General features: G+C 67.8%; 20 protein-coding genes and 2 pseudogenes. 10 read left to right on the plus strand and 12 right to left on the minus strand.

Features of this window, described 5'->3' with window-relative positions; all coding sequences use genetic code 11:
* Positions 1 to 69: 69 nt before the first annotated feature.
* The 5 genes from OG974_RS32485 to OG974_RS32505 form a co-directional block, all read right to left on the minus strand.
* Positions 70 to 351, minus strand: a complete 282-nt coding sequence (locus OG974_RS32485) for a hypothetical protein (protein WP_327286468.1) — start codon at positions 349 to 351, stop codon at positions 70 to 72.
* Complete coding sequence (locus tag OG974_RS32490) at positions 341 to 5,005, minus strand: putative T7SS-secreted protein (protein WP_331735403.1); 4,665 nt, start codon at positions 5,003 to 5,005, stop codon at positions 341 to 343. Before OG974_RS32490 ends, OG974_RS32485 begins: the two co-directional genes overlap by 11 nt.
* Positions 5,005 to 5,568 (minus strand): hypothetical protein, encoded by a 564-nt coding sequence (locus tag OG974_RS32495; RefSeq protein ID WP_327286470.1) that lies wholly within the window; start codon positions 5,566 to 5,568, stop codon positions 5,005 to 5,007. Before OG974_RS32495 ends, OG974_RS32490 begins: the two co-directional genes overlap by 1 nt.
* Complete coding sequence (locus tag OG974_RS32500; protein WP_327286471.1) at positions 5,568 to 5,969, minus strand: SseB family protein; 402 nt, start codon at positions 5,967 to 5,969, stop codon at positions 5,568 to 5,570. The genes OG974_RS32495 and OG974_RS32500 overlap by 1 nt, the downstream gene beginning before the upstream one ends.
* Positions 5,970 to 7,648: 1,679 nt before the next feature.
* Positions 7,649 to 8,146 (minus strand): hypothetical protein, encoded by a 498-nt coding sequence (locus tag OG974_RS32505; RefSeq protein ID WP_331735408.1) that lies wholly within the window; start codon positions 8,144 to 8,146, stop codon positions 7,649 to 7,651.
* A gap of 403 nt (positions 8,147 to 8,549) precedes the next feature.
* Here OG974_RS32505 and OG974_RS32510 point away from each other — a divergent pair, with 403 nt between their 5' ends.
* From OG974_RS32510 to OG974_RS32520, 3 genes are all read left to right on the plus strand, one after another.
* Positions 8,550 to 8,831 (plus strand): hypothetical protein, encoded by a 282-nt coding sequence (locus OG974_RS32510; protein WP_327286473.1) that lies wholly within the window; start codon positions 8,550 to 8,552, stop codon positions 8,829 to 8,831.
* Between the two features lie 167 nt (positions 8,832 to 8,998).
* Positions 8,999 to 9,190 (plus strand): hypothetical protein, encoded by a 192-nt coding sequence (locus OG974_RS32515; protein WP_327286474.1) that lies wholly within the window; start codon positions 8,999 to 9,001, stop codon positions 9,188 to 9,190.
* Positions 9,187 to 9,369 carry a hypothetical protein gene (locus OG974_RS32520; RefSeq protein ID WP_327286475.1) on the plus strand — a complete coding sequence of 61 codons (183 nt, stop codon included), beginning with the start codon at positions 9,187 to 9,189 and terminating at the stop codon, positions 9,367 to 9,369. The genes OG974_RS32515 and OG974_RS32520 overlap by 4 nt, the downstream gene beginning before the upstream one ends.
* Here the strand turns inward: OG974_RS32520 and OG974_RS32525 are convergent.
* From OG974_RS32525 to OG974_RS32535, 3 genes are all read right to left on the minus strand, one after another.
* Positions 9,366 to 10,286 carry an IS3 family transposase gene (locus tag OG974_RS32525; protein WP_331735416.1) on the minus strand — a complete coding sequence of 307 codons (921 nt, stop codon included), beginning with the start codon at positions 10,284 to 10,286 and terminating at the stop codon, positions 9,366 to 9,368. The genes OG974_RS32520 and OG974_RS32525 overlap by 4 nt on opposite strands.
* Positions 10,283 to 10,591, minus strand: a complete 309-nt coding sequence (locus OG974_RS32530; protein ID WP_327280916.1) for a transposase — start codon at positions 10,589 to 10,591, stop codon at positions 10,283 to 10,285. The genes OG974_RS32525 and OG974_RS32530 overlap by 4 nt, the downstream gene beginning before the upstream one ends.
* A gap of 66 nt (positions 10,592 to 10,657) precedes the next feature.
* Positions 10,658 to 11,041, minus strand: coding sequence for a hypothetical protein (locus OG974_RS32535; protein WP_327286477.1), 384 nt, complete (start codon positions 11,039 to 11,041; stop codon positions 10,658 to 10,660).
* Between the two features lie 261 nt (positions 11,042 to 11,302).
* On the opposite strand from OG974_RS32535, the gene OG974_RS32540 reads away from it, so the two are divergent.
* From OG974_RS32540 to OG974_RS32570, 7 genes and pseudogenes are all read left to right on the plus strand, one after another.
* Entirely contained in the window at positions 11,303 to 12,424 is a 1,122-nt protein-coding gene (locus OG974_RS32540; protein ID WP_327280728.1) for an IS630 family transposase, read from the plus strand.
* Positions 12,322 to 13,248: a tetratricopeptide repeat protein gene (locus OG974_RS32545; RefSeq protein ID WP_331735420.1), complete on the plus strand. Its 927-nt coding sequence runs from the start codon at positions 12,322 to 12,324 to the stop codon at positions 13,246 to 13,248. The genes OG974_RS32540 and OG974_RS32545 overlap by 103 nt, the downstream gene beginning before the upstream one ends.
* A gap of 213 nt (positions 13,249 to 13,461) precedes the next feature.
* Complete coding sequence (locus tag OG974_RS32550) at positions 13,462 to 14,331, plus strand: recombinase family protein (RefSeq protein WP_371647345.1); 870 nt, start codon at positions 13,462 to 13,464, stop codon at positions 14,329 to 14,331.
* A gap of 105 nt (positions 14,332 to 14,436) precedes the next feature.
* Positions 14,437 to 14,934 (plus strand): annotated as a pseudogene (locus OG974_RS32555) (recombinase family protein); the annotation flags it as partial.
* Between the two features lie 145 nt (positions 14,935 to 15,079).
* Complete coding sequence (locus tag OG974_RS32560; protein ID WP_327286479.1) at positions 15,080 to 15,445, plus strand: hypothetical protein; 366 nt, start codon at positions 15,080 to 15,082, stop codon at positions 15,443 to 15,445.
* Entirely contained in the window at positions 15,445 to 17,616 is a 2,172-nt protein-coding gene (locus OG974_RS32565; protein ID WP_329317032.1) for an NACHT domain-containing protein, read from the plus strand. The genes OG974_RS32560 and OG974_RS32565 overlap by 1 nt, the downstream gene beginning before the upstream one ends.
* Positions 17,617 to 17,755: 139 nt before the next feature.
* A pseudogene (locus OG974_RS32570) lies at positions 17,756 to 18,109 on the plus strand (recombinase family protein); the annotation flags it as partial.
* 286 nt (positions 18,110 to 18,395) lie between these two features.
* Here the strand turns inward: OG974_RS32570 and OG974_RS32575 are convergent.
* The 4 genes from OG974_RS32575 to OG974_RS32590 all read right to left on the minus strand — a co-directional run bounded on the left by OG974_RS32575 (position 18,396) and on the right by OG974_RS32590 (position 21,296).
* Positions 18,396 to 18,602, minus strand: a complete 207-nt coding sequence (locus OG974_RS32575) for a VCBS repeat-containing protein (protein WP_327286481.1) — start codon at positions 18,600 to 18,602, stop codon at positions 18,396 to 18,398.
* Between the two features lie 188 nt (positions 18,603 to 18,790).
* Entirely contained in the window at positions 18,791 to 19,381 is a 591-nt protein-coding gene (locus tag OG974_RS32580) for a transposase (protein WP_327286482.1), read from the minus strand.
* A complete protein-coding gene (locus OG974_RS32585; RefSeq protein ID WP_327286483.1) occupies positions 19,378 to 20,190 on the minus strand; it encodes a winged helix-turn-helix domain-containing protein in 813 nt (270 codons plus the stop codon). Before OG974_RS32585 ends, OG974_RS32580 begins: the two co-directional genes overlap by 4 nt.
* Positions 20,076 to 21,296 (minus strand): TIGR03118 family protein, encoded by a 1,221-nt coding sequence (locus tag OG974_RS32590; RefSeq protein ID WP_327286484.1) that lies wholly within the window; start codon positions 21,294 to 21,296, stop codon positions 20,076 to 20,078. The genes OG974_RS32585 and OG974_RS32590 overlap by 115 nt, the downstream gene beginning before the upstream one ends.
* Positions 21,297 to 21,463: the final 167 nt, after the last annotated feature.

The following is a 21,463-nucleotide window of genomic DNA, read 5'->3' on the forward strand; positions in this document are numbered from 1 at the left end:
TGGGCCATGGACCTACACAGTTCGCGTGCCGCTTGAGTTCGGAACGTGCTCCACACAGTTCGGCGAGTCTTACACCTGCTCCTGCACCATCAGGGCGTCCTCGGCTCGGAGCCCACCCGCTCCGGACCCGACGAGGCAGACCTTCCCGTGGTGCATTTCGTCCAGCACCTGCCGAGCCTGCCCGTACCACTCGATCTCCGTCAGCTCCACGGTGTCATCCGACGGGAACGGCATCCGATAGACCGTCCCGACGCTCGCCGGCCCGTGGAGGCTCCGGACCACGCACTCAGCCCGCGAGCCGTCCACGGTCTCGACCGAGATGATGAGGAGCCGGTGGGCATCAGCCGCCATATTCATGAGCCCTTCGAACGAATTCTGATATCTGTTCCGGCGTCAGTTTAGGGACATCGTATTCCAAGAGGGGGTCGATGTCTGACTGCCCGACCCGGCCGGGGACATGGATTCCCATGTCCCCCAAAATGTCACGGGCAACAGCGGAGGGGATCTGCGCCGTCGCGCGAGCCGTGAGCTCCGCAGGACTCAGGCCCACGGGTACTTCCGCCTCCCGCCTGATATAGCCGTGGTAGGTCTCCACCCCGTCGAGTGAGCTGCGCGGGATGACTTGGACGACCGCGTCTCCGAACTCCTGTGCGCGGGTGGCGAACACCGTCGCCACACCGGGATCGGTTGAAGTCGGGGTGATAGTCAGATCTTGGACGCCCGGGCTTCCCTCAAAGCCGTGGGTGGTGCCCCGGAACAGGTGCTCGTCTTCAGGGCAGGGTGTCAGCCCCAACGGATCGGCCCATGTGTGCGGGTTGTGTACGTAGGCCACGGGGTTGGCTGCCGGAGCCAGGCCCAGGGGATCGGGCGAGAGATACCGGGCTGTCTCCGGGTCGTATGTCCGGAAGACATTGTGGTGAAGGCCGGATTCAGGATCGAAGTACTGACCAGGGAAACGAAGCGGGGTGTATGCCGTCGCGTCCCGGTTCCATGTGGTCTTGCCCCATACCGTGGCCTGGGTGCGCCAGGCCGTCTCACCGCCTTCGTCGATCAGTTCGATCGGCGTGCCCACCAGGTCCGTGACGATCGAGAAGAACCGGCTGTCGATCTCGGACTGTGAGGAGTCCGAGTGGATGCGTTCCGTCTGGGTCAGAGGATGTGCGCCCTCATGGGTCCAGGTCAACGTCACCGGGTGCGGCAGGTCCGACGAGACCGTGGTCTGTTCACACAGGACGGGGCCGTCCCAGGCGAACAAGGTCTCCTCCATCACCTCGCCCGATGCGGTGAGGCGTTGCTTGGAGGTGCGTCGGCCCAGCGGGTCGTAGCGGTAGCGCCAGGTTGTGCCGTCCGGCGTGATCAGCGAGGTCAGCCGGTCCTCGGCATCCCACGTGTACCGCCACGTGTCGGGCTTGCACGACAGACGGGACTTCTGCCGGAGAGTGACCCGGCCCGCCTCGTCGTACTCATAGCGGACCGAGCCGGCACGCCGAATCCGCGTGCCTTCGTACTCCCGCTCCCCCTGGGCCTGGCCTCCAGGGTGGGAGAGCGGCCATGAAGCCGAGGTCTGATTGCCGACTTCGTCGTAGGCGTACCGCTCGGACCAGCCATCAGCATCCACCGATGTGACACGGGATGCTGCGTCAAGGGTGATGGTGCGGGTTCCGGTCAGGCTGTCGTCGATCCCGATCAGAGCGCCGTCCCCACGGTATGAGTATCCGCGGCGCCGCAGGGTCCGACCGTCGTGGCCGATCACCTGCTGACCGGTGAGACGGCCACCTTCATCGAACGTATGGGAGAGGTCCGCACCACCGCCCAGGGAACGCGACAGGATGCGGCCAGCGGCGTCCCGTCGGAAGGTCACCGTTCGCCCCGCGGTCGTAAGGGCGGTCCTGCGGCCGGCCGCATCGTGCGTCCACTCGGCCCGCTCGCCCGTGGGAGTGGTCCGCCCGGTACGGCGACCCAACTGGTCATAAGTGAAGGTCAGCGTGCGCCCGTCGACTGTCTCGGAACACAGCCGTCCGGCACGGTCCCTCAGCCGGGTGACCTCTGAGTCCGGACCAGTGATCCGGACCGGCTTGCCCGACACGTCGTACTCGTAGGTCGTCACGGCGCCGGCAGCATCCTTGCGAACGACCCGGCCCAGCTCGTTGTACGTATAGACGATCTGCTCGCCCGTGGCAGTCGTACGGGTAGTAAGACGGCCCGCCGCGTCATACGTGTAGCCAGTGGTCCGCGCGTCGAAGTCCGTCTCGCCTATCACGCGCCCGGCCTGGTCGTACATGTACGACCAGGTCAGACCCTGCGGATTGGTCACCCCGGTGAGCCGCAGTTCGGCATCGTGGACGAAGGTGTAGCGCGCCCCGTCCGGGCCGGTGCGGGCGGTGAGCAGGTCGAAGTCGCCGTATTCGGATTCGGTGGTGCCACCGGCCGCATCGGTGAACTGGACGCAGTTGCCCTCGCCGTCGTACGTCCAGGTCTCCGAGCCGCCGGCCGGGGTCGTGCGGCGCAGCAGCCGGCCCTCCACGCTCCACTCCATGCGCACGGTGTGGCCGAGGGGATCCGTCACCGCACTTGGGCGGCCAAAGGCGTCGTACTCATAGCGGGTGACGTTGCCCAGCTGGTCGACGGACTCGACGAGAAGTCCCGCGGCATTGCAACGGACCGCCGTCGTGTTCCCCTGCGCGTCGGTCACCGATGAGAGGTGGCCACGCGCGTCGTAGGCGAAGCGGGAGATCCCTCCCGATGCGCCGGTGACCGAAGTGCGGTTTCCCCGCTCGTCGAAACTCTGCCGGACCACGCTGCCGTCTGCATTGACGATCCGCACCGGTCGGCCGAGCTCGTTGTACTGTGCCGTCGACTCACGGCCGTCCGGACCCACCACTGACGTGACCCGGCCCGCCTCGTCGTACGCGAGGGTGGTCCGGTGACCCATCTGGTCAGTGCGGGACAGCAAGCGGTTGAAACGGTCCCGTTCAGTGCGGATCACCGCACCGGTGGCGTCGGTTTCGGCGACGACCTGCGCTTGCTCGTTCGATTCGTACCTGCGCAGGTGACCCAGTGCGTTCACCGCGCGCGTGACACCCGGCTCATACGCGTAGCGCATGCTGAGATGGCCGTTGGTGCCCGACTGTTCGATACAGCGGTCGCGCTCGTCGTAGGTGTAGTCGAAGCGGCGGCCGTTGGTGTCGGTCCAGGAGGTGATGCGGCCGTGATCGTCGTAGGCGAAACGCAGCGGCTTCGCAGAGGAATTGACCACCTCGCTGAGGTGGCCGCTCTCATAGCCGTAGTCGAGGACCTTGGTGCCGTCTGCCAGGGAGAGTGAGGTGATCCGGCCCTGAGCAGTGGTGACGCGCACCTGATATCCGCCGCTGTGGCTGATCGCCACCGGCATGCCCTCGGAGTCGTATTCGTAGATGATCCAGGCACCGTTACGGTCGTCAAGCTGTGCCAGCGCACCCTCTTCCGTGTAGCGCCACACCCGGCCCGTCTCAGGATCGGTGACCGTGAACTCGCCCTCGGGCGTGCGGGCCAGTGGCCAGCGACGCCCGTGGCTGGGAAGCACGGCAATGCCCGGTGCCGGGTGCGGGTACTGGAGCAGACTGCCGTCCTCGCCTATTCGGACGACACCTTCGGCATCGATCTCCAGCCTCTGGTCGAAGGTACTGGCCCACGAAGGACCGAACCAGCGGCCGGACCGGTATGAGGACTCGAAGGTCCGGGTGAGGACCAAGGGGAGCGAACCGGGCAACAGGAGGTCAGTCTGCGGAAGGACCATACGGCCGGTTGCCACGTCGACCGGATCGTCGATACACACCTTGTCGCTCGGGGCACGCGCCGGGGCCTCGGGGCCCTCCCGTTCCAGGCCCCGTCGGGCCGGCCCCTTCAGGTCGTCCAGATGCGAGGCGGCCGAGCCGACCTTCTTCAGGGAGCCGAGCCCCTTGGAGCCGATCAACTCCGGGATCATCTTGCCGATGCCCTCGGAGGGGTCCTTCATGAACTCGTCGAGCATCTGCTTGCCCGCGCCCCACGGGTCGTTGGCCATGGTGACCAGGCCCGCGGCCGTCGAGTTCAGGTGACTCATGTACTCGGCCGGGTGAGTGATGTTGTAGGGGTCCATCGGGTTGAGTGCGCGGGCGAAGTTGAGAGTGCCGGCCGTACCCTTGATGACGCCGCCGACGAGGTGGGTCGAGGCGAGGTCGAGGTAGTCCAGGCCGTCGCTGAGCTGCTCCGCGTACGAGGGCTTCTTCGGAGCCTTGTCGCGGGCCGCGCGGACCGCCGTACGGGTCGTCTCGGCGACCTCGTTGCGCTGTTTGCGCGCGCTGTCGAGCTTGTCCTGGGCGGCGGTGGCGAGCGCTTCACCGGGGTCGACGAAGTCTTTGGCATCGACTGGCCGGGGCGGCAAGGGGTCCTGCTTGGCCTCCACCGCGTCCTTGTAGGCGGTGACCTTCTTGTTGTGGGCGCTGCGGGCATCGGTGGAGACCTTCTGGGCGTGTTCGTACTCCGCCAGGGCCTCCTTGGCCTGGCCCTGCGCCCATTCAACGGTCTCGGCGAAGCGGCCCATCGCGTCGGCGGCCTTGCCAAAGGCCGCGGCCGCCTCGAACCAGCGGGGCGGTTCCTTGGCCACCGCCTTCTGGAAAGCTTCTGCGGCCTTGCCCTTGAGGCCGTCGGGCTCCCCGATGCCCTTGAGGCCGTTGCCGACCTGCTCGAAGGAGGCCTTGAAGTCGTTCAGGTGCGACACCTGAGCACGGATCTTGGAGACGCTGCCGTAGACCAGTTTCTTCGGGTCGTCGGTCTGGCCGAGCTCCAGCTCCGAGACGTCCGCGCCGAGCTGGTTGGCGGCCGAGCGGGATTTGTCGCGTATCCAGTCGCCGGCGTCGTCGAGGCCGACCTCCTCGGCCAGGTCGGCCGTCTTGTCGCCGGCCCATTCGATGGCGTCGCCGACCTTCTCGACCGCGTGCTCGACCTTGTCCTCAATCGAGTCCGGTATGAAGTCACCCAGGCCCATCAGTTACCGCCCCCGTCACCTTTGGCCTGGTCCAGCAGGTCCTTCAGCGAACCGATCCTGCCGGTGGATGTCACCGTGTCCTTGGTGTCCGACCAGGTCTTCTTGATGTCCTCGGCGCCCTTCTCGAAGGACTCCTGGCTATAGTCCGGCTTGTAGACGTCCGCCCGGAACAGGTCCCCCCAGCCCTTTTGCTCGATCTCGTCCTCGGTGGCGTGCGGGTTGCCGTAGCCGGCATTCACGACGACCTTGAAGGCACCCTGCATGTACTGGTCCTCCTCCCACACCGTGCCCGCGGCGATGCCGAGGTTCCCGGCGAGGGTGGAGGCGTCCTGGATCAGCGAGCGCACGCCCCACTCCCAGCGCTCGCAGAAGTCCTCGAAGTCGGTGGCCAGGCCGGCGTGTCCGGCCTCCATCCCCGTCATCGACAGGTCACTCAAGCCCTCGCCCTGCGAGGCGCCCGCTGCGTCGGAGGACTCGCGCAGCTCGGATATGGCCCCGCGCAGACCGTCCCGGATGTTCTTGACGGCCGCTGGGGAGACCTCGAGGTCCCCGTCGCCCGCCATCAGGCCGCGTCCCCGTGATCGACATCCACCGCGTACGCGTCAGGGACGATCCCCGCGACCGGCGGGAAAAACATCGAACCATTCTCATCTGCCACGTTCACGGCCACCCCCGCCGGACCATCGACCATCGGAACCACCGCATCCACGAGACGGGCGCCCAGGATCGCCAGGTACTCCCACTCCTGGTCGCCGGCGCCGCGCGCCTGTACGAACCGGGCCAATGCCTCTTCGTCCGTGAACGCGAAGAACCAGCGGATCCCGCCCTGAACGGCGGACATCAGACCACCGCCGGGGCCGTCCGCGAGCGGGGCGAGCAGAACGGCACGGCGGAACTCCCCCACCAGCCGCGCCGGATCACCCTGCCCATCCCGAACGGCCGCAATCTCCCCCGTCAACTCCATGTCCCTCTTCCCCCAAGCAACGGTCAGCGCCTCAAGGCAACCGTACCTTGACCGCTTGCTCCGCTTTCTGGCGCATATCCGCTACCCCGCACAAGAAGCCGGATCCCGACCACAGCTGGTGTCAAGGGGTCGCAGGCGGCGCCGTTCACATCCCGCCCCCTGCCGACGACCGCGGCGGTGGTCTTCCCTAGGGGCCGCGGGGCAGGCCCCCCGCTTCAGCAGCGCACAGCCGTGGGTGGTTGCATCCCCGAGGGTGCGGGAAGCAGAGCGGCAACACCGACGCGGTTATGGCAGGCCTGGGTTCATCCCCGCAGGAGCGGGAGGCGAGCTTCTCGGGGCCGTAGCGCCGGGGTTCATCCCCGCTGAGGGGAGCAGCCCCACGCCACGCCCGGCGATCTCCAAATCATGGGGTCATCCCCGCGGGTACGGGGAGCAGCATGTTCAGCAGTTCCAGGTTAGTCGGCAACCGGGGTCATCCCCGCGGGTGCGGGGAGCAGCAGTTGAAGATGCCCTGCGCCTTCATGCGGGTGGGGTCCTCCCCGCGTCGGCCGGGAGCACGAGAGGCCAGTCCGGTGCCGGCCGTGAGCCCCGGTGCTCCCCGCTGGCGCGGGGGTGGACCGATGAACTCCGACAGCATTGCTGCGCTGCGCAGAACGCACTCTCCCAGGAATCAGGTCACCGGAATCATGTCGGAGTGGTAGACCGTTCGGTCATCCCCGCAGGTGCGGAGCACTGCCACGGTCGGTCTCGACCAGCGGCCGACGCTTCGGTTCATCCCCACGGGTGTTGGCGGCAGAAGCCGCTCATCACTGCCATGTGCTCGGTTTAGGGGTCATCCCCGCATGGGCGGGAAGCAGGCTTTTTAGAGCTGCTCGGCGTCGTACTCGGTGCCGATGGGGTCATCCCCACCGACGCCGGGAGCAGATGTCCTTGATCTGATCCCAAGCCCGCTTCATGGGTTCATCCCCGCGGGCGCAGGGATCAGGCGGCCTGCGTTGCCAGCGCCAGCGCCGTGTCGGGTTCACCCCCCGCGGGAGCGGGAGCAGCGGCACGAAGTCGACTCCGCCGTCCACGAGGCGGGGTCATTCCCGCGAGTGCGGGAAGCAGCTGGGCACGGCGCTGGAGTGATCAATGGCGTAGGGGTCATCCCCCGCGAATGCGGGGAGCAGCGCCGGGCGGCGGTTGCCGCCTTGTAATCCTTAGGTTCATCCCCACGGCTGCGGGGAGCAGGGCGCCCAGGTTATCCGGGGAATCGGTGGCGCGGGGTCATCCCAGCTGGTGCCTCCGCCTCGGCGAGGTCTCCCGAAGCATCTTCGGGGCAGGTTAGTGTCACCAGCCCAACAACGTTTTCTATCAGGGCCTGAATCTGGCCTGGTCGCCATCTACGTAGATCATGAAGGGAGTAAGCACTGGGCCAGTCTCACCGCCCAGTGGGCGTAGTTCCACGCCTCGGTCACGGAGCTCCTTTGTGGCCCACCCTTTGTCTGGGGGAAGTCCCTCCCTTGCGGCATCGTTCTGTACGTCGAAGAGAGGCCGCACCGCTTCCCAGTCTTCCATCGGTTCGAACCTGCAAGTACTCCACGGCTGGTCGTGTACGGCCAGGTAGAGGAGACCGACTGGCTCGCCGCGACGTACATCCGCCACCGCGCGGAACTGATCGCGTTGGACTGCATGTGTCGCTACCCCTGTCCCAAGTCCCGCAGCATCTGCTGCAGCAGCGAATTCAGGTAGCCGACTTTGTCTCGTGCCTTCCACACGAGAGTCCACCCGCAATCGCGTTCCAGGTACCAGGCGACCTCCGGCTCCGGGACGGCGCAGCGGATCCACAGGGGTGGGGTGATCTGTCGAGCGGCATAATCACCGATCCACAACGTGGCCAGTCGGCCGAGCCGGGTGCGTTCGGGATCGGTGAAGGCCTGTCGCACCATCCAGCTCGGCTCTGCGCGCTCGTCTGCGTTCCACCCCGCGGCGTCGGGTCCTTCCGCGAGGGTGAGGGCTCCGACCAGTTGGTCGTCCTCCCACCTGCCGATGAGCTGGATATCCGGCTGGGGGTCAGCAGCCAGGCGGAGCAAGGAGGAGCCGTCGGTCGTCGCGGTTCGGATCCGCTTCTCGTGGTCGGTGCGGCGGTGGACGAGATCCGCGAGCGGGTCCCAGTCTGAGTTGGTCAAGAGCAGCATGGGGTACATGGCGTTGGTCTCTGCCTGCGAGGGAGGGTGCTTCACTGCGGCGCCGGCATACGCGGCGGAGACGTAGTCGGGGACTGCGGAGAACTGGTGGGCGTTCTGATGGCGGGCGGTGGGGACGACCCGAACGCGGCCCCGTAGAGGTCCTCCCAGTCGCCGAAAGGCCGACGGAAATCACAGGATTCGCGACGGCTGGGGGCAGATCCTCCGCACGGAAGGCGCCTTCGGTGGCGCGCCTGAGGGCCCGCCTGGCTCGCGGCGTCTGCGACAGCTGGGTCGAAGGTCGAGTTCCACCCCTTCTGAACTGCGATTCCACTGCACAAGCGGCGCACGTCGAGCGCCTTCTAATGACAATGTTGGAGTTGTGATTAAGGTGGGCGATGTGCACACTCCCTACATGAGCGACACGCCACGCCCCCGCGCCCGTCAGGCTGAACTCACTGCCGCGCACAAACGCGAACTCAGCGAGGGACAGACCGCCATCGACAACGCGCTCGAAGAGGTCGAGCGGCGGCGGAAGGCCTACGCGAAGTCCGCGGGTCGCATCGCCGACGAGCTCGGCCGGGGAGGGACCTCCGCCCTCGCCCGGCATCTGGACGTCTCGGCCCAGTACGTCTCGACGCTGATCGCGTCCGCCAAGGACGCCCCGGCCTGCAATGAGAGGAGCGCAGCCGCATGAGCCAGCCCGCCCACGAACCCACGGTCGTACCCCAGCCACCCGTGCAGGCCGAGGCGATCCGCATCGTGCTCGCCTAGGTCGCCCCCCACCTGCTTCCACAATTCGACCAGGACCGGGCCGCCGCCACCGACCGGGCACGCGCCGAGACGTCGCCGACGCCGCTGCGGGTGTTCGCCGAAGCTTGGGCCGTCGAGGTCGCCATCGCCCGGCATCCCGAGACCGTCACACGATTGCGGGAACTGGAGGCCGCCGCCGACGCGGAAACCGACGCACGGGCCGCCATGGGGATCGCCGCCGAGATCAGCGGCATCCGCCGGGCCGCCGCGGCCGAGGCTGGCGTCAGCGGGGCCGCCCGGTGAGCGACGAGTGGACGTGGGACTACGCGTTCCAGGCCGAGGATCAGGCGAGCTTCCCCAAACTGGTCCTCGATGAGGTGAAGGCCCTCGCCGAGCAGATCGTCGACCTGGCCAACCTCGGCATCGACCCGGCCGAACTCGGAGAACTGAGGTTCCCCCGCTGTGCGGGAGCGGTTGACTAGCTGGCCAGGGCGGGTTGACGTGGTGTCAGGTTCACTTGTTCGGCTGCTGCCTGGTCGGCGTAGTGCTTCTCCTCGTACTCGATCGGGCTGAGGTAGCCGAGCCGTTTCTGGATGCGGCGGGGGTTGTAGAAACCGTCGATGTACTCGAAGAGCGCGAGGTTCGCCTCGGCCCGGGTGGCGAAGACGCGGCCGCGGACGCCCTCGGTCTTGATCAGCATCCACAGGTTCTCCGCGAGGGCGTTGTCGAACGAGTCGCCGACCGAGCCCATGGATGCCTGGATCCCTGCCCTGACCAGGCGTGTCGTGAGCTTCACGGATGTGTATTGACAGCCGTGGTCCGCATGGTGAATGAGCTCGCCGGGGGTGGCTTCGCGGCTGGCCAGGGCGTACTCCAGTGTGGTCAGGACCAGGTCCGCGTCCGCGCGGGCAGAGGTTTCCCAGGCCACCACCCGGCGGGAGAACGCGTCGCGGATCGCGGAGAGCCACAGCGGGCCCTCCAGCGTCGTGATCATGGTCAGGTCGGTGACCCACAGCCGGTTCGGCCCGCTCGCGGTGAAGTCGCGTTGCACCAGGTCAGGGGCCAGATCCGCGTCCGGGTCGCGTCGGGTGAAGCTCTTGCTCCGGCGAGGGCTGATCCCGGCGAGGCCGGCCTGGCGCATGAGCCGTTCGACGCGCTTGCGGCCGACGCGCGTGCCCTCGCGCTTGAGGACGGCGTGCACGCGGGGTGAGCCGTAGATCCCGCCGGACTCGTCGTGGACCTGACGGATCCTGCTGGTCAGCTCGGCGTCCCGACGGTGCCGTTCGCACGGCTCGGTCTCGGCCTGGCGCCAACGGTAGTAGGTGGTGGAGGGGATGTTCAGTTCCCGGAGTACGGGCTCGACCCCCAGGTGCGGGTGCTCGTCGACGAGCGCCGTCACCTGGGCCGGGTCGGGTCGAGCTGGGCCGCGAAAAAAGCCGAGGCCGTCCGCAGGACCTCGTTCGCCCGCTTGAGCTGGACATTCTCCTTCCGCAGGGCGGCCAGTTCCTCGCGCTCGGCGGTGGTGAGCAGGTCTCCTCGCTCGCCGGCGTCGGCCTCGGCCTGCCGGATCCAGTTACGCAGGGCCTCGTGGTGCACGCCGAGATCCTCGGCCATGCGGCGGATCACGGGCTTCGGCTCGGCGGTCCGATACATCCGTACCGCACGCTCACGCAACTCCAACGGGTACTTCCTCGGTGCGGGCATCGTCTGGGCTCCTCTCGCGAGACCCATCTGACCATCCGTCACTCATCCCCGCATCTCGGGGGAACCTCAGACTACGCCGAACGCTGGCCCACACCGGACCTGCGCAGACTCCTGCAAGAGCCAGCCTTGCACCGCACCGGCGTTCCCGTGCGTGTCCTTCTGCTGGCCCGCCCGGCCGACGTCTGGTGGGAGAGCCTGGCGACCTGGATCGGCGACAAGCTCGAAGCCTCCGCCGCTCCCCATCCACTGCTGCCGCTGGCCGATGGCCCGCCCGCGCGCGCCGCCCTGTTCCGCCAGGCCCGCGACCGCTTCGCCGACCGCCTCGGCCTGCCTCCCAACGAGGCCAGCCGTATCGGGCTGCCCCTGGACATGGACAGCAACGAGGACTATGCCCAGATCCTGACCATCCACATCGCCGCCCTGGCCGCCGTCGACGCCCACCTGCACCACGACCCCGCCCCCACCAACCCGGCCCGCGCCTCCGCCTACCTCCTCGGACGCGACAGTCCAAGCCTGGCGCCGTCTCACCAACGCCGATCCCGCTCACACACCCGACCTCGCAGACTCACTGGGCAGCCTCGGCAACCGGTTGGCGGAGGCGGGGCGGAGGGACGAAGCCCTCCCTGTCACAGAGGAGGCTGTGGAGATCCAGCGCCGCCAGGTCGGCAGCAACCTAGTGTCCTGCGCCGGAGATCCGTCGTTAGTTTATGTATGACTGCTTCTGCGGATGTGCCGGTGCCTCGGCGTGGTCCGAAGTTGGAACCGTTGTTGTTGTCTTCCGATGAGCGTGTGGTGTTGGAGCGTTGGGTCCGCAGGGCGTCATCTGCGCAGGCGGTGGCCTTGCGGGCCCGCATCGTGTTGGCGTGTGCCGGTGCTGATGTGCCGCCGATTGTCGTGGTGGCACGGGAGTTGCATATCGCGGCCGACACGGTCCGCAAGTGGCGTCGCCGGTTCCTGGCGGCCCGGCTGGACGGGCTGGTCGACGAGCCCCGGCCTGGCCGGCCACCCACCATCAGCGTTGATCAGGTGGAGGCGGTAGTGGTCGGCACGCTGGAGGAGATCCCGAAGAACGCCACTCACTGGTCGCGTTCATCGATGGCCGCCCGCAGTGGCCTGTCGAAGTCGACAGTGGGCCGGATCTGGCGGAAGTTCCAGCTCAAGCCCCATTTGAGCGACACGTTCAAGCTGTCGACGGACCCGCTGTTCGTGGAGAAGCTCTACGACGTGGTGGGGCTGTATTTCAACCCGCCCGAAGGAGCGGTGGTGCTGTCGGTGGACGAGAAGTCCCAGATCCAGGCTCTTGACCGCTCTCAGCCAGTGCTGCCGATGATGCCCGGCATGCCCGAGCGCCGCACTCACGACTATGTTCGCAACGGGCTGACCACCTTGTTCGCGGCCTTCGACGTCGCGACCGGTGAAGTCATCACCTCACTGCACCGTCGCCACCGGGCCGCGGAGTTCAAGAAGTTCCTCATCAAGATCGACAAAGAGGTCCCCGAACACCTTCAGGTCCACCTGATCTGCGACAACTACGGCACCCACAAAACCCCGGCCATCAAGACGTGGCTGGCCAAACACCCACGGTTCCACCTGCACTTCACACCCACCGGCTCCTCCTGGATCAACCAGGTTGAGCGATGGTTCGGCTTCCTCGCGGACCAGAAGATCCGCCGTGGCGCCCACAAGAGTGTGCGCTCCCTGGAAGCCGACATCCGAGCCTGGGTCAAGCAGTGGAACGAAAACCCGACCCCGTTCACCTGGACCAAGACAGCCGAAGAGATCCTCGACTCACTCGCCCGCTTCTGCCAACGGATCTCCGGCGCAGGACACTAGCTCTCCACGAGCGTGACCTGGCCACGTACCTGTCGAACCTTGGCGCCCTCATGTCCATGGCGGGACGGCTGGACGAAGCCCTCCCGGTCACAGAGGAGGCTGTGGAGATCTGGCGTCGGCTGGCCGTCGGCAACCCAGCCGCCTACGAACCCGACCTTGCCACGTCGCTGTCAAACCTCGGCAACCGGCTGGCGGAGGCGGGACGGCCGGACGAAGCGGTGACCGTCGCTGAGGAGGCTGTGGAGATCCAGCGTCGGCTGGCCGTCGGCAACCCGGCCGCCTACGAACCCGACCTCGCCGGCTACCTGTCTAACCTTGGCAACCGGCTGGCGGAGGCGGAACGGCGGGACGAGGCGGTGACCGTCGCTGAGGAGGCTGTGGAGATCCAGCCGCGGCTGGCCGTCGGCAACCCGGCCGCCTACGAACCCGACCTCGCCACCTCGCTATCCATCCTCGGCCCTATCCTGGCGTGGGCAGGGCGGTTTGACGAAGGCTCAACCACTATCGGGGAGGCGGTGGAGATCTGGCGTCGGCTGGCCGCCGCCAACCCAGCCACCCACGAACCCAACCTGGCCAAGGCACTGACTCTCAGGGCCATACTTCTGGCGTCGAGTGGCGACCTCTCCGGCGCACTGCAGGACACAGAGGAAGCCGAGGCGATCTGCCGCAACCACATTGTCACGACACCCTCTGTAATCGCACCCTTGCATGCCGCATTGGCCGTGCAAGCGGAGCTGCTCGACAATCTCGGACGCCAGCGGGAGGCACAGGACGTGCGCCGCTGGCTGGCCGCGAATCCAGTTCAGCGCGGTCATGATGAGTAGCCGCGGTTCCGTGCGAGCAGTGAGTCAGCAGCAAGGTCGCCGGGCGTGCTGCTTCGCATACCGTGGCGCGACGTCGACGGCTGTCCCGTTCGATGTTTCATAGGTCGCTCGTGAAACACCCGACCGCCCAGCGGTCCACCTGCGGCGATCATGTTTCATGAGTTGTTGCAAACGACTGGAAGTCTGAAACACCCTCATGAAACAGTCCGGGTCGTGAGCAACGACTTCAAGCGCGTTGAAGCGCACGACTGCCCGATGTCCACCTGCGCCGCCCCTGCGGGCTCCCCGTGCCGGACCGGCAAGGGCAAGGTGGCGATCCAGTACCACACCGCCCGCTTCCGGCTCGTGCCCCAACTCGCCAAGGTGCTCAGCGTGCCGACCCCCGCCGTACGCAAGCCGGGGTCTGTGTGGACGGAGCTGCCCAGGCCGGTGAGCGCCGGCGCCGAGACGGTCGGTCACGTCCGCCTCGGGTATGCCCGTGCCTCGACCTCCCGGCAGTCCCTTGACGCACAGCTCGACTCCCTCGCCGAGGCCGGGGTGACGCGGGTCTTCTCGGAGAAGATCTCCACCCGCGCCGCGAAGCGGCCCAAGCTGGAGGCTGCCGTGAAGCTCGCCGGGGAGATCCGTTCCTCCGGCGTCGCTGTGACACTGGTCGTCCACGAGCACAAGCGTCTCGGCCGCGGCATCGAACTCGCCATGCTCGCCGAAGAGCTGAAGGCGAGCGATGTCGGCCTGGAGTTCCTCTCCGGGGAACTGAAGGGCTCGCACGACCCCTCCGGGATCGTGTTCACCGTGCTCGCTGTCATGTCCGGCATGGAGCGCGAGTACATCCGCGACCGCACCCTCGAAGGCCACGAGTCCGCCCGCAAGCGCGGCAAGACCATCGGAGGCGCAGGCGTCACGGACGACGACATGCTGTCCATGGCCCTTCACCTGCGCAACCAGGAGATGAGCCTTCGCGGCATCGCCAAGAGGCTCATCATCACGACCGGCGCGAAGAGGGGTCAGCATCCGTCGCCCGCCACCGTCATGCGGATGCTCCGCGAACACGACGAGCAGGCCGCCACGGCGGTGAGCAAGTGAGCGTGGCCTGCGACTCGGCGAGCGTCTCCAGGCTCGTCACCGCCTCGGCCCGCTGCTCCCCGGCTACTTTGCGGCTGGTGTCTGAGCTAGGACACCGGGGCCAACATGGTCGCCGAGCTACGCGACCGAGGGATCGGCTTCACCTCGCTCCACGAGAACCTGGACACCACCACCCCCGGCGGCCGACTCGTCTTCCACGTCTTCGCCGCCCTGGCGGAATTCATCCGCGAACTCATCGTCATCGGCACCAACGAGGGCCTGGCCGCCGCCCGCGCCCGCGGCCGCGTCGGCGGGCGCCCCACCGTCGCCACCGAGGAAGTCATCAAGGCCGCCCGCGACCTGCTGCCCGACCCCGGCCGCTCCATCACCTCGATCGCCAAGCTCCTCGGCGTCTCCCCGGGCACCCTCTACAACCACATCCCCGACCTGCGCGAACTACGCGCCGACGCCGTCCCCCGTCAGCTCAAAGCTCGTACGGAGCAGGCGAACCCCAGCAAGATCGATCTCACCGGGATTTCCTGTACCTCAACTACTCACACCCGGGCACGACGCGGCCGGAGGACCGGTGACACCGGCATCGGCATCCAGCTCAACTACCCCTGACAGTTTGGAGCTTCACACCCCGCGACCGGGTGCCCGCAGTTATGGTCGCCGTGATGGTCGTGTCCGATGGAGGAAGCGAACGTGGTAGGCGTGGAGCTGGCAGTGGGCTACTTCTTTCGCGTGGGCCGTGCGCAAGGCGCGGCGGGTGTCCGGTCGGGCGGATGCGGAGGTCGATCAGGCGCTGGACGCCGGGATGGACCGGCTGCACGAGGTGGTGGCCACCCGGTTGGGCCGTGAGCCGGCGCTGGAGAGTGTGGCGCGGGAGGTGACCGACGGCCGGGAGGAGCCGACCGCGGAGACCCGGGACCAACTGGAGCTGGCCTTGAGGTACACGGCCTCGCGCGACGCGGAGTTCGCCGCGGCGCTGCGACAGGCCATCGAGCAGGTCCGGATGGCCGAGGCGGCCGCCGGTCCGGGGGCGGGCAAGTACACCGTGAGCGGGAACACCATCGAGAATGCGGCCGTGCAGATCGGCGACAACAACGAGCAGCACAACCACTTCGGGTCCTAGTGACGACTGAGGCAGCCGGAGGCCAGTGGCCCGGATTCGGTCCCGGAACCGTCATCAACCTCGCGGTGGTGAAGGGCGACCACAACGTCCAGAACAACTACTTCATCACCAAGGACCCCGATCCGGTGGAGTCGGCGACGCGGCATCTGGCCGGGTTGGTGTGGGAGCAGTGGCACCACGAGGCCGAGCTGCGGGACCTCTTCCCGGTGCCGATCCCCGTTCTGTGGCGCATGACCGACGGCGGGAACCTCGGCGACCACGACCACCTGACGGGCGCTCCCATGGCCGGAAGCGCCTCGGATCTGGACTCCTTCGCTCGGTCGTTCTCCCAGCGGCAACCGCAGCGCCTGACCATCCTGGGCGGGGCCGGCAGCGGCAAGACGACCATGGCCGTCCTGCTGGTCCTCGAACTGCTGCGGCAGATGAAGGGAGGGGACCGGGTCCCGGTCCTGCTGCCACTGGCCTCCTGGCGGCCTGCCGAAGAACACCCGAAGTCCTGGCTGATCCGTCAGATCGTCGATACGTACCCGTTCCTGAGCGCCAGGACGGTCCGGGATCTGCTGAACCGCAGGCGCATCCTGCCGGTGCTCGACGGCCTGGACGAACTACCCGACCTCGAACGGCCGCTGGCCCTGCGGAAACTCAACTCCGGCTACCCGGCGCACGAGCCACTGGTGCTGACCTGTCGGACCCACGACTACGCCAAGGCGATCAAGAAGGGGCCCGTGCTGCGCTCGGCCCCGGTGGTCGAGGGCCGGCCGCTGACGGCGGAGGCGGTCGCGGGCTATCTGCTCGACCACGCCACCCCGCAACAGCGGGACCGTTGGAGGCCGCTCACCGATGCCGTGACCCGGGACCCGGACGGCCCCGCGGCCCAGGCCCTGTCGGTTCCGCTCCTGTTGTGGCTGTGCGGCAAGGTCCACGAGGACCCGGACCAGGACAGGAATCCCGGCGATCTCGCGAACCGGAACGCCTTCCCGACGCCCGAGAAGATCGAGCAGCACCTGCTGGACTCGCTCGTGCCGGCGGTCTACCCGAGTGATCCGCGGGATTCTCCGCACCCCGACCGAAGGGCGCCGCGCAGGTGGGCCAGGGGGCACGGGCCCCGGGAGGCCGAACGGGCGGCCCGCTGGCTCGGCCATCTCGCCCGGCACCTCACGAAGCGCGAGCAGACCGACCTCAAATGGTGGGAACTGGGCACGACCATGCACCCGTCGGCCCGGATGACCGTGATCGGCTGTGCGGCCGGGATATGCGTCGGGGCGGTCGTCTTCCTCGTGGACACGGTCTTCGTCACCGTCTTCGCGGCGCGTCCCGGCTGGGGCTTCCCCGCCAGGCTCGCGAAAGGACTCCTGGTCGGGCTCGCGGACGCCCTCATCAACGGGCCTCCGGCCGCGCTGCTCTTCGGCCTCGCCCACCGGGTCCGTCGGGCGTTCGTAGGGGCGGCGGTGGAGCCCTCGCGGATGCGGATCGGCACCCGCGGCCGGAGCGGAGCGCCGCGCACTAGGTCCGTCCGGGACATCCTCAAACAGGTCAGAACAGGGAGCCTCGCGGGGTTCGCGGGCGGAGCCGGGATCGGGCTGTTGTTCGGGCTGTGGGGAAAGGGGGTCGGCGACTCGCGCTGGTTCGAGATCGGGCTGGTGGCCGTGATGGTGTACGGCGCTCAGTTCGGGCTCGTGTTCGGGCTCGTGAGCGGGCTCGTGGCCTGGCTGGAGACTCCGATCGACACCGACTCCGCCGTTCGGCCCCGTGGTCTGCTGGCCACCGACCGGAACAACGTGCTCGTGCAGCTACTCCTGCTCGGACCCCTGGCCGGAGTCACCGTGATGGTCGGAAGCAGGCTCATCGTCGGGTTCCTCGGAGGCTCCCTCTGGGGCGTCCCCGTCACGGCGGAGCCGGTGTGGACCATCCGGTTCGCACTCCTCACAGCACTCGCGGGAGGTCTCGGAGCGGCCCTCTCCATGACGGCCTGGGGCGAGTGGGTGGTCCTCGCACACGTCTGGCTGCCGCTGACCGGGCGGCTGCCCTGGCGGGCGATGGCGTTCCTGGAGGACGCCCACCAGGAGCGGGGCGTCCTCCGCCAGGCCGGAGCGGTCTTCCAGTTCCGCCACGCCCGGCTCCAGGAGCGCCTCGCACGTCCGGCGGAGGCCGGGGCCGACGACCGATCCTGATCCGGGAACTGCCCGTTCTGCAGAACTAACCCTCCAGGACGCAGCCGGCCGGGCCGGAGTGTCAGGGTGGGGCAGCCCTGGCAGCGGCTCAGCCAAGATCATCCCGTGGCGGCTTTTGGGCTCACCTTGGCTCAACCCCCAGAGCGGCGACACCATGGTGGTGCCCGCGCTCGACCGCTACGGGCGCTCGCTGAAGGACCTGGTGAACATGGTCGGCGAGCTTCGCGCCCGCGGGATCGGCTTCACCTCGCTGCACGAGCGCCTGGACACCACCACCCCCGGCGGCCGGCTCATCTTCCACGTCTTCGCCGCGCTCGCCGAGTTCATCCGCGAGCTGATCGTCTCCGGCACCCGCGAGGGCCTGGCCGCCGGCCGGGCCCGCGGCAACGTCGGCGGCCGGCCCGTCGTCGCCACCCCCCGACCGTCATCCCATCAAGATCATCCCGCTGCCGCTTTTGGGCTCACCTTGGCTGGACCCCGACCGTCGTCCTGACCACGGCACACCTCGACCACACGCCGGAGAACTGCGACCCGGGCAACCTCCGCGCCATGTGCCAGGGCTGCCACCTGCACTACGACCGGGACCACCACGCACGCACCCGAGCTGAAATCCGTCGGACTGCGCTCGAAGCCGCAGGTCAGATGACATTCGAGCTGTAGCGGCTACTTTGCACCGTGGGTCAGGGATAGGACACCGGGGCCGGGTCGCACTGATCAGGCGTCAGAGGACGACGTCCAGGGGGTTCAGCCCACGCCCATGTAGTCACGGCCGGCGAAACTCACCTTGCCTCCGCCGGACGTGTTGGCGTAGACGTACAGCTCACCTGGGGGGAGCGGCCGACGATGTCGCTGCGGCCGTCACCGTTGAGGTCGGCGAGGCGCAGCGTGTTGTACGTTTGCCAGCCGTTGCCGATGAGGACCCGGCTGCCAAGCGTCTGCGTGCCGGTGCCTCCGGCGTGCGGGTAGACCCCCTCCAGACTGCTCACGACAAGCTGCTGACCGGTCTGACGGCTTGTGTTGGGAGCTGAACGGTATTACGGACACCTCTGACGAGGGCTTCCCGGTGCTGGTGATGTCTGAGCTCGGTACGCCGGCTGAACGCAATGAGCTGAACCGCCAGGCGTGCTCCGCCCGAGACGCGTCCTGCCCGCGTACAGGGAAATGGTCAACCTCCTTACTGATCTTTTCGTAAGTTCGGTGGGTGTGGTGGGTGGATGGCAAGGCCGGTGTGGGCGAGGAAGGACCATGGAAGTTGGGGGTTGTCGTTGATGCGGTGGATGCCTTGCTCTGTGGCGTCGGCGACATCGGCGAGGTGGTCGCCGGCGAGGTTGGCGAGTTCACGCTTCTTGAGCGAGGACCACAGCAGTTCCACCGGGTTCAGCTCGGGAGCGTAGGCGGGTAATCGTTCCAGGGTGAGCCAGTCCTGTTCTGCAACCCAGGCGCGCATCGCCCGGCTCCAGTGGGCGGACAGGCCGTCCCAGACCAGGACCACTCGCTCGCCGCGGTAGAACACCTTCATCTGCTCCAGGACCTCGATGAGCCCGGCGGTGTCGTAGCTGCCGGGCTTGAGGTGGAAGCACAGGCGGGCCCCGCGATCGGGGTCGGTGGAGTGGTAGCCCAGGGCCCCGGCCATCGAGGCGCGCTTCCAGTTCAGACGGTGCCGCAGCAGTGGGGTCCGGCCTCGGGGCGAGTAGGTGCGGCGGATCTGAGGGAGCAGGGAGACGCCTGATTCGTCGAGGAACACGATCCAGGCACGTGTGTTCACGGCCCCTTTTTGATGCGCGGCCACTCGTGCGCGATCCAACGGGCGATCTCCGACTCGTCCCGCTCGACGGCCCGCCGCTCGGGCCGTTGCAGGCTCCATCCGAGCCGGCCGGTCAGCAGACGCCAGACCGACGCCCTCGACAACACCACCCCCGTCACCCGCTCCACGACCATTCCGACTCGTTCCAGGGTCCACAGGTCGGCGTCGAAGCCATGAGCCTGGGCGCCTTGCTCCAACGCGGCCCGGACCGTCTCGACCTGGGCGTCGTCCAACTTGGGCGGCCGGCCAGTGGCCGCACGCCGCCGCAGGGCCGAAACACCGCCTTCCTCCCACACCCGCCGCCAACGCCGCACACTCTCCCCACACACCCCCACCGCCCGCGCGATCTCCGCATTCGAGACACCCTCCTCGAACAACTCGACCGCCCGAACACGACGCGCTCCGCCAACTGAGGCCGTGACAACGGAGGAAGACAGGAGCCGACAGCCGAAGGTGAAGGTTGATAAGCCACCCCGACAGCCTCCCACCCACACGGCCACCACACCCACTGAACTTACGAAAAGATCAGTAGTGGCCCTCAACAGGGGCGGCCAGGGCCTTGCCGGTGATCGGCCCGCAGGGCCGCGGTCGTGGGTGCCCCCGCCCCGGGCTCGTACTCGTCTCGGGGCGGGGGCGGGGGCGGGGGCGGGGGTGGTCAGTGTTCGGCGCGCAGGACTCCGAGTAGGCCGTTGTTCTCGTCGTTGATTCCCGCGGCGAACCAGACGGCTTCCTTGCCGCCGGACTTGTCGGTGCCGCGCTGCAGCCCCCACAGCCCGGGGATCTCGATCGGGTGCCCGTCGCGGTCCTCCACGGTCGCCTTGAACGCGCCGGTGTGCAGGTCGAAGACGTTGATGCGGCCGTCTCCGAAGTTGCCGACGAGCAGGTCGCCGGAGAACTTCCCGAACCCCTTGGGGGCCACTTCGAGGCCCCAGGGCGAGTTGAGCACGCCCTGGCTCGCGAAGCGCTTCAGCAGCTTCCCGTCCTTGCTGAACACGTCAATGAAGCCGTTGCCCGGACCGGGGGTGTCGTCCTCCTTCTCATCGTCCTGCAAGGCGTAGGTCACGAACACCTTCGAGCCGATTTCCTTGACGTCGAACGGCGCGAAGCCGGCGGGAAGGTTGGAGTCCTGGAACGCGCCATTGGACGGCACGAGCCTGAAGTCCTCGTTGAAGATGTCGATGCGCGCGTCACGGAAGTTCGCGACGAGCACCCTCGGCTCCCCGTCCTTCCCGTGCTCCCCGTCCCTCCCGTGCTCCCCGTGCTCCCCGTCCTTCTCGGCCTTTCCGTCCTCCTCGGCCCCGTGCCTGCCGCCGAGCAGCGTCAGCCCCTTGAAGATGGCGGTCTCGTCGCCGCTGTCCTCGTGGGCGACCAGGACAGCGTTCGTCCGGGACACGTCCGGGTTGTACGCGAACAGGTCGCCGTGCTCCCCCGCGAAGAGGAAGCGGGCGGGACCGGTCTTCCCGAAGCCGCTGAACTCGAAGTCGTCGCTGTCATTGCGCACGACCCCGGTCGGTGCGCCGTCCGTCGGGAACGACACGACCCGGGACAGGATCTCGACCGGCTGCCCCTTCTGGCCGCCCGAGTAGGCCGTGGCCTTGTCGGTGTGGTTGTCTGCGACCAAGAGCTTTCCGGACCGGGTGGTCACCAGGCCCCAAGGGTTGGCCAGATTGGGATCGGTCGCCTCTGCCCTTCCCGGGATGTCGGATACGAGATCGGTTTCCCGGAAGCCGTGATGCTGCTGCGGCGCCTCGCCTGGCTCCCCTGACGGGGGCGGCGACGCGGCGGCGAGGGCGCCGACAGTGCCCAGGGTCAGCGCGGCTGCCATCAGCCGCTTCCGGAAGTGGCGGGGTCGGTGGGCCGGTGCCTGCGGTGTCATGGTGATGCTCCTCTTCCAGCGTTGGTGTCCGGTGCGGACGTACTGTCGGAGTCATCACAGTGGAGCGCACATGCGCACGCCACTCGACACACGTCACCCATCGACTTGAGTAGGTGCATTCCCTGGTGGGAACACACGATCAGACGAACGCCGCTTGTCGCGCTCGG

The organism is Streptomyces sp. NBC_00597, assembly GCF_041431095.1.
Taxonomy (GTDB): domain Bacteria; phylum Actinomycetota; class Actinomycetes; order Streptomycetales; family Streptomycetaceae; genus Streptomyces.